General features: G+C 43.6%; 2 protein-coding genes. One reads left to right on the top strand and one right to left on the bottom strand.

Features of this window, described 5'->3' with window-relative positions; translation table 11 throughout:
- The coding region (locus E5983_RS09375) for a transposase (RefSeq protein ID WP_160333521.1) at positions 1–276 on the top strand (276 nt) is incomplete at its 5' end.
- 101 nt (positions 277–377) lie between these two features.
- Here E5983_RS09375 and E5983_RS09370 read toward each other — a convergent pair.
- The coding region (locus tag E5983_RS09370) for a hypothetical protein (protein ID WP_160333520.1) at positions 378–574 on the bottom strand (197 nt) is incomplete at its 5' end.

Here is a 574-nt window from a genome sequence, read left to right as displayed (position 1 = left end):
TTTAAGGATAGAAATGCCGACTATTTCTTTGATTTGATTCGAGAAAGTCGGAGCTCAGAATTTTTACCTCAAAATTTTCGTAATAAATTAGCCTTTCTTTTGAAGAAGGAAGAAAGTATACGCTTGGCTTTGTCTGTACCTTACAACAATGGCCTCGTTGAAGGGACCAACAATAAGATCAAGCTTCTGAAACGTTCTGCTTTTGGCTATCGGAAACATGAGCATCTCTTTGCCAGAATTTACTGGATGCAGGCTGATACTGTTTACTCTGTCTAAAAAACCTCTCCTCTAAGGAGGGAAGGGATAGAAGGTTGGATTTCTATCAGTGGATTCAAATGCTTATAGTGGAACTGTTAGCGCACATAGGCTTCTAAGGATTAGAAGAGATGCGGAACCCAGTGGTGAAAAGATTCCAAGCCACCAGGCTTGGAATCGGGGGGAGTCGGGAAACTTGGGTTCCCGACTAAGGCATGGAACTCGTTAGAGGTCGCTGCCGTCCCCCACCACAGGGAAAGCATCTCATAGAAATTCGAAAGAAGCCGGATTCGGATTGACGTTAAAACCATCTCAACAC

It is taken from the genome of Streptococcus danieliae (assembly GCF_009767945.1).
In the GTDB taxonomy this organism is placed as follows: Bacteria; Bacillota; Bacilli; order Lactobacillales; family Streptococcaceae; genus Streptococcus; species Streptococcus danieliae.
Note: the sequence above shows the minus strand (reverse complement) of the source record. Positions and strands in the feature narration are given on the sequence as shown.